We start from the raw sequence: 7,254 nt of genomic DNA, 5'->3' as shown, positions 1-7,254 counted from the left end.
AGGCCCATGGAGGACTGAATCTTCTCCGCCAGGGTGTACTTGGGACCGCGGGGAGCGAGTTCAGGATGACGCACGGCCATGTAATAGATGTAGGCCATGAACATGAGGGCCAGCAGGATGCCGGGCACCAGGCCGGCCATGAACAGGCGGCCGATGGAAACTTCCGTCACGATACCGTAGATGATGAAGCCGGAGCTCGGCGGAATAAGAATGCCCAGTGTGCCGCCTGCGGCCAGAGCGCCCGTGGCCAGGGAAGGCGAATACTTGAGGCGCATCATTTCAGGCAGGGACACGGAACCCATGGTCACGGCGGTGGAGAGCGAGTCGCCGCACACGGCCGCAAAGCCCGTGCAGCCCGCAACGCCGGCCATGCCCATGCCGCCGGGCATGTGGCCTATCCACTTGTTGGCGGAGTTGAAGAGGTCGACGGAAATGCCGGAGTAAAGGATCATGCAGCCCATGAGCACGAAGAGCGGCAGGGCCACAAGGTTGTAGTTGGCGGCAGCGGCGTAAGGCGTGGTGCCCACGGCAGCCAGAGCGGCGACCACGTTGCGGGAAATGGCCACCATGCCCATGGCGCCGATGATGCTCATGGCCCAGGCTATGGGCATGCGGATGAACAGGAAGAGGAAGAGCAGGCCGAACGCGATGAGGCCGAGGAAAAGATTGGAAATTTCGTAGGGGCTTTCACGATACCAGAAAGGCAGGTAGGCAAGCGCGAAGGCGAAGGCCACACCGAGGACGAAGGGAATGTAGTGGCCCGTGCCGATGCACTTGACGGCATCGCGCAGGAACTGGAACAGCGCCACTATGGCCGTGAGGCAGAGGCCCACCACGGGCATCCAGTAATAGAACTCCAGCGGTACATAGAGTTCCATGGACTGCGTGCCAAACTTACTCAGAAACGCATCATAGCTTTCAAAGGTAAGCAGAACCATGATGCCGAGGACCAGGGAGGACACCGTCATGTCGCACCAGCGCTGCATCCCCTTGGACATACGCTCATAGATGAAGTCGATCATCATATGGCGGTCGTGCAGCTGAAGCACGGCCATAAAGGAGAACGTGGTAAGCGCCAGAAGATTTTCCTGCAATTCCAGAGAGCCGGGCACGCTGAAACCGAACAGACGACAGCATACGTCCACGGTAATGAGCACAGGCAGGATGGCCATGGCCACATAGCTCAGCCAGCTCACCTTGGAAGTGAATTTTTCAAGAAAATTATGGATGCTCTGCAAAGCGGGAGAAAGGGAAAGTTGTTCTGCCATGGAGACCTCGGCTTTTCACGATCCGCCCCCCGGGCGAACCGCACGGGAAAGAGTACGCCAGAAAACACTACCGCAGGATGAGGCACGGGAGGGAGACCCCAGATCCCCCTCCCGGCATGTCTTACATCTTGTAGTCGCCGTACTTGCCGGCTCTCATCTCTTCGGTATAGAACTTGGAACGTTCCTGAGCATACTTGTAGACGGCGTCGATGACTTCAGGCTTTTCACCTTCGCAGGACACCTTCCACTCTTCGACGAAGTGGCCGAGAGGAGCAAGGAAGGGAGCGCGTTCTTCATCGGTGAGATAGAAGAAGGTATGTCCCTGGGATTCCATCCAGGCGGTGTCTTCCTTGGCACCGTCTTCCAGAGACTTGCCCACGCCGAGAGCCATGGCCATGCCGCCGGTCTGCTTGAGGTAGGTCTGCATGTCCTTGGGCATGGAGTCCCACAGGTCCTTGTTGGCTTCCATGGTGAAGGCCTGCACCATGATGTTGAGCATCAGATGGTACTTGGTGGCTTCGGTGATCTTGTAGGACTTGAGGGGAGCGAGGGGGCAGATGACGCCGTCACCCATGCCCTTGGACAGGGCAAGGTAGGTGTCGGGAGAGCTCATGCGGATGGGGTTGGCACCGAGGGCCTTCACGAGTTCCAGAGCCACGGCGTCCCACACGATGATCTTCTTGCCCTTGAGGTCGTCCATGGTCTTCACGGGCTTCAGGGTATGCAGCTGATATGCGGCGGAAGCCCAGGAGGTGAAGTGTTCGCTGTTGGCGGGCAGTTCGGCACGGGCTTCGGGGAACTTCTGAATGATGTCCTCAAGCACCAGAGAACCCACGATGGCATTGGGGCACATGCCGGGAATGGCCACGACGTTCAGCAGATTGTACTTGCCGGGATACACGGAAGGACGAAGCACGCCGAAGTCCACGCGGCCGTCGGTGATGGCCTGAGGCGCTTCGGATTCAGGATACAGGGAGTTGGTGGAAAAATAGTCAAAGGTCAGCTTGCCGCCGAACTTCTCGTCGGTGGCCTTGAAGTAGGGTTCCCAGTAGTTCACCACCGTGGGATGCTTTTCAAGGTAGCTGCCCATGAAGGACAGATGTTTGAATCCCTTGGCGGCCATGGCCGTGCCCGACAGGGCCAGCATTCCGCCCACGGCGAGAGCAACTGCCAGAACTCCAAATTTTTTCAACATGTCCGACTCCTTGTAATGTGAAAATTGTCCTTATATCTGCCGAAAGCCGTTCCGAAGAACAGCTTCAAAGCCTCATTCATTAGAGTTCTAGTAAAATAAATATCAACCTTAAGTCAATAGGAAAAAAGTTTTCCATGCCCTAATGTGAGGAAATCATTACCTTAAAAATATCGTTTCCGAAAAACTTCCCGGAAGGAAAAAGCGTAAAAATGCGGCGTTTGCCTCCGGATCAGCCCTGAAAAATGTCTTTCTCCGCCGCAAAGGATGCGGCAACACCCTGAAAAGATGTGAAAAAATACGCTGTTGCAGAAAAAGCTCGAAACAGCTTCCGCGATTTCTGGCAGAAGCGCCCTGCCCTCCGGAGGCCCCCTGCCGCACAGGGCTTGTGCCTCCCGGCACTTCCCCGGCGTCAGACACGGCTTTCCGCAATGTTCCGAAGCCTCCGGCCTCTCAGAAAGGGAACGCCCCGGCCGCCTGCGGCCTGAACACACTTTTCTGCCGGAGTTGCGGCCCCGGCGTGCCCGCAACTCCGCCGGGAGGGGGCGGTTTCCCCGCACGGAAAACCGCCCCTGCCGGATTATATCTTGTAGTCGCCGAAAGCGCCCGCGCGGACCTGTTCCGTATAATAGCTGCTGCGTTCACGGGCGAACTTCAGCACTTCCTCGACGAGCTTGGGATCCATGCCGCCGCATTCCTCCGTCTGCCAGATTTCGGTGAACCGGGCCAGCGGCGCGAGAATGGCCGCACGTTCCTCATCATTGAGATAATAGAACTTATGCCCCTGCTTTTCCATCCATGCGGTATCTTCCTTGGCGCCGTCTTCCAGAGACTTGCCGCAGGCCTCGGCCATCTTGAGGCCGCCTTCCTGCGTGAGCCAGGCGCGCATGTCCTCAGGCATGGAATCCCACAGGTCCTTGTTCGCCTCCAGCGAGAAGGTGTTGACGCCCAGATTGAGGATAAGGTGATGCCTGGTGGCTTCGGTGATCTTGTAGGAGCGGAGAGGAGCCAGGGGGCAGAGCACGCCGTCGGCCATGCCCTTGGACAGGGCGAGGTAGGTATCGGGCGAACTCATGCGGATGGGATTGGCCCCGAGAGCCTTCACGAATTCCAGCGTGGTGGCATCCCAGGCGATGATCTTCTTGTCCTTCAGCTCTTCGGCATTGCGGATGGGCTGCAGGGAATGGATCTGATACGCGGCCGAGGCCCAGGATGTGAAGTGCACGGAATTCGGAGGAAATTCATCGCGCACGGCCTGAAACTTCTGGATGAGCTCCTCCGCCACAAGGCTGCCCACAATGGCGTTGGGGCACATGCCGGGAAGCGCCACCACACCCAGCAGGTTCATCTTGCCGGGGAAAAGCGGAGGACGCACTTCGCCGATGTCCACACGGCCGTCGGTGACGGCAGAGAAGGATTCCGATTCCGGATACAGGGCGTTGGTGGAGAAATAGTCAAAGGAAAGCTTGCCGTCGAACTTCTCTTCCGCCGCCTTCATGAAAGGAACGAACACATTGACCACGGTGGGGTGCTTTTCCATGTAGCCGCCCATGAAGGACAGATGCCTGAACCCCTTGGCCGCCATGGCGGTACCGGAAAAGGCCAGCATGCCGCCCAGGGCGAGAACCATGGCCACTGCTCCGAATTTCTTCAACATGTGCAGGCTCCTTTTGTGAAAAAATTACCTTATCTTGAAAGGCGGAAAAAGCCTTCACAGGCCTTTTCTCATATAATGCTTTATATAGTAAGGAATACAGGGCTCCGTCAACAAAAAAAACCTCATGACGCTGTCTCCCTTGGTTTTCCGGCAAAAAAAGCGCGCAAGGAGCATTGCCGAAGGTCGCGGACGGGACCTTGTTCTTCCCGTGGAAGAGAAAAAGGTGGACTTTTTATTGTCCTTTTAATCACAATTTTTCCGCCATGCGCCGGATCGCCTCCCCGGCTGTGCTTTTTCCTTCCCTGAGCAGCCCTTCACGGCCCTCCGGCTCTGCCGTGCCGGAACAAAGAAGCCCCCTCTGCCGGAAAACACCCGGCAACGGGACATGCCCGGAGGCGTGCGCATGCCAGAGTATGCCGCGATTCCGCCAGCCTTCCTCTGCAGGACGGAAAGCTTCGCGTACAGGCGCTTCCCCGCCTGACCCGGAACCCGCAGGGAGAAAACGCCGCCTTTCCGCAGCACAATGGATGATTCCATTATCAGGAATTATTCCTGTTTTTTTCTTTTCCCTGCGCTGCGAGAGGAAATCCACGGCTCTTCCTGCGGCGCTTCCCGTGAAAAGGGCACAAAAAAACCGGCTCAGAGGCCGGTTTTTCACAGAATGCAGGGCAGGAAGCTATTCCGCCACAGGCTCGTAGTAGCAGCGCTTGGGGGAATAGATCTTGCCGGCCTTCTTCAGTTCGGCGCAGGCCTTGGACACTTCCTTGGAATCCACACCGAGAGCCTTGGCGATATCACCGGGGCGGACGGGCTTGCCCGCTTCCTTCATGGCTTTGAGAACCTGTTCTTCCATGCTAATCTCCTTTTTGTCCGGCGCATTCCCTGCGCCTGGACCTGCTTGTATCTTCTTCCCGGACAAAAGGCAAGAATTATTAAGAACCATTCCTGATTATTTTTTCATCCATGCCTTCCCCGGCCGGACGGCAGCCCTGTTCGGGTCCTGCCCGGAAACGGCGGAGGAGCCCTCCCCCGGCGGGGCGAACAGCCGCCGCGCGGAAGAGTCATGGATGCCGCATGCTCAGAAAAAGCCCGGCACACGGCGCCGATAAGACCATGATGAAACGCTTTCTTTCCCTTTTCTGCTCGTTGTCGGCCCTTGCCCTGCTCCTTTCCTGCGCTCCGGCCACACCGGTTTCCGAAAAGCCGGGCAGAGCGAGTCCGGTGTACATCCAGTGGCTTGAGGAGCAGGCGGGGCTGCGCCGGGCCTCGGAGCTTACCTCCATTGTCAGCGGCTCTTCCCTGAGCTGGCGGCGAAACTCCCGCGAATCGCTGCTACCGGAGGGCGTGAGAACCTGGTTCCGCGCCTCTCCCGTGCTGACGGCGTGGTCCGGAGACCGGTCCTTTCTCTCCGTGTTCAAGGAAAAAGGCCTGCCCGCCCGCCTTGCGGGTCTCGGCATACAGGGCGTGTACTTTTCCGGCACGGCCGACACCGGAGACGAGTGGGCGGGGCATTCTCCGGGCACAGGGCTGGGGGAGGACGCCACCGGCCTTTCCTTCGGCCGGACGGTGGGAAAGGATGAAGAATACGAAGCGCTGCTCGCCGCCCTTTCCGGCGCGGAACTGCCGCCCGGAGGCGAACTTCCTCCCGCGCATACCGGCATGGGGCCGGATTTCTTTCTTGCCCTGCGTTCCGTGCGGGACTACCCCGGCCTCTATGCCATGGCGGAAGTGCCCGGTGAACTCTGGCCGCTCCTTCCCGAGGTGAAGGAGCATGAACAGGCCGCCCTTTCTCCCGCGCAGACGGCGGCCCTTGCCGCGCGCGGCGTCATGGCGCCCGCGCTGGTGCAGGATGCTCCCGGCTTTCTGCCCATGCCCCGGGGCTGGGCTGCCACAGGCCCCGTCACCGGGGTGGACGGCATGAAAAGGCGCTGGATATACCGCTGGGCGGAACAGCCGGCAAGGCCCGTTCTGCACTGGGACGATCCTTCCGGTGCGGCGCGGCGCATCATGGAGGCGGGGCTCATACGGCAGGCGGGACTTCTCCATCAGGTTCTCGTCGGCCTGCGGGCAGCGGCATGGATGGGACTGGACGCCCTTTCTTCCGACTCCGTTCCCGGCGAAGAGCTGGAACCCGGTCTCTCGGCCGTGCGAACCCTCGCACGCAACGCCCACCGCTACGGCGCGGCCCTGCTCCTGGAAGACGCCCTGCCCATGGAAAAGCTTGCCCTTCTTCAGCGTTCCGGGCCGGATTTCTGCTTCGACAGCGTTCTTTTCCCTGCGCTGGAACAATCCCTGCTGGAACAGAACGCCCTGCCCGTGAAGCGGAGCCTGCGCCGCTCCCTGCGCCTCGGCATTGATCACCGCGCCCTGTGGCGCGGCACGGCGGACGGCCTGCCCCGCCCCTCTGCACGAACGCTTCTTCCCCTCATGCCCGAAGGCTGGGAACGCCTGCTGCTCCCGGCGGACGGATCCAAGGAACCGCGCCTCAACGCTCCCACCCTTGCGGCCATGGCTGCGGGCGTCCCCCCCGGCAAAAGACCGGAAAGCGCGCTTCTCCCCGCAGTGAGGGATGCCCACATGCTTCAGATAGCGGTGCGGGCCTTCCTGCCCGGGCTGCTCATGCTCTCCGGTTCCGATCTTTCGGGCGGCCTGCCGCAGGGGGAGGACTGGCCCGCCACGCCGCCGCTCTGGCAGCTGGACGCCGTGCCTTCAAGCCGCCGGGGACTGCCCTCCGGAATCGCCCTGTACCGGTCTGCCGAAGCCGACGTGCAGCAGACGCTGAAGACCATGCTTTCCGCCCGGGAAAAATGCGGCATAGCCCTGGGAACCCTCGTTCAGGTGCCCGACTGCAGGGAAAAAAGCGTCCTCATTGCGGCAAGCACGCTGCCTTCCGGCGGAACTCTGGTCTTCTTCGGCAATGTTTCCGCAGAAAGCGTGACCTTCTTTGCCGATTTTCCGCTCTGGAGCAGGGCTTCCTCACGGAGCGACCTTCTTTCGGAAGCTCCCGTTGCGGCAGAAAGCATGACGCTCCCCCCCTGGGGCTGGCGGGTCGTACTGTTGCAATGAGACATATTCCGCGGCCCGACTGAAAAAAAACATCCGTTTCACATAAAAATGCATGAAAAATAGCCCGGAAT

At 59.8% G+C, this 7,254-nt stretch carries 5 protein-coding genes; 1 reads left to right on the top strand and 4 read right to left on the bottom strand.

What is annotated here, in order from left to right:
• From Q0K07_RS08170 to Q0K07_RS08155, 4 genes are all read right to left on the bottom strand, one after another.
• Nucleotides 1-1,268, bottom strand: a 1,268-nt coding sequence (locus Q0K07_RS08170; protein WP_294558355.1) for a TRAP transporter large permease subunit, incomplete at its 3' end; no start/stop codon positions are given.
• Nucleotides 1,269-1,389: 121 nt separating this feature from the next.
• Nucleotides 1,390-2,463 carry a TRAP transporter substrate-binding protein gene (locus tag Q0K07_RS08165; RefSeq protein WP_294558354.1) on the bottom strand — a complete coding sequence of 358 codons (1,074 nt, stop codon included), beginning with the start codon at nucleotides 2,461-2,463 and terminating at the stop codon, nucleotides 1,390-1,392.
• Between the two features lie 577 nt (nucleotides 2,464-3,040).
• Nucleotides 3,041-4,117 carry a TRAP transporter substrate-binding protein DctP gene (gene dctP / locus Q0K07_RS08160; RefSeq protein ID WP_294558353.1) on the bottom strand — a complete coding sequence of 359 codons (1,077 nt, stop codon included), beginning with the start codon at nucleotides 4,115-4,117 and terminating at the stop codon, nucleotides 3,041-3,043.
• 676 nt (nucleotides 4,118-4,793) lie between these two features.
• Nucleotides 4,794-4,970 (bottom strand): HTH domain-containing protein, encoded by a 177-nt coding sequence (locus Q0K07_RS08155; RefSeq protein ID WP_294558352.1) that lies wholly within the window; start codon nucleotides 4,968-4,970, stop codon nucleotides 4,794-4,796.
• 221 nt (nucleotides 4,971-5,191) lie between these two features.
• On the opposite strand from Q0K07_RS08155, the gene Q0K07_RS08150 reads away from it, so the two are divergent.
• Complete coding sequence (locus tag Q0K07_RS08150) at nucleotides 5,192-7,183, top strand: hypothetical protein (RefSeq protein ID WP_294558351.1); 1,992 nt, start codon at nucleotides 5,192-5,194, stop codon at nucleotides 7,181-7,183.
• Nucleotides 7,184-7,254: the final 71 nt, after the last annotated feature.

Source organism: uncultured Mailhella sp., from assembly GCF_944324615.1.
Taxonomy (GTDB): domain Bacteria; phylum Desulfobacterota; class Desulfovibrionia; order Desulfovibrionales; family Desulfovibrionaceae; genus Mailhella.
This window is presented reverse-complemented; position numbering and strand designations above follow the sequence as displayed.

Excerpts from the sequence above, each read along its gene's own strand:
- dctP (WP_294558353.1), bottom strand. The coding sequence starts at position 4,117 with ATGTTGAAGAAATTCGGAGCAGTGGCCATGGTTCTCGCCCTGGGCGGC.
- Q0K07_RS08150 (WP_294558351.1), top strand. The coding sequence starts at position 5,192 with ATGCTCAGAAAAAGCCCGGCACACGGCGCCGATAAGACCATGATGAAA.
- Q0K07_RS08155 (WP_294558352.1), bottom strand. The coding sequence starts at position 4,970 with ATGGAAGAACAGGTTCTCAAAGCCATGAAGGAAGCGGGCAAGCCCGTC.
- Q0K07_RS08165 (WP_294558354.1), bottom strand. The coding sequence starts at position 2,463 with ATGTTGAAAAAATTTGGAGTTCTGGCAGTTGCTCTCGCCGTGGGCGGA.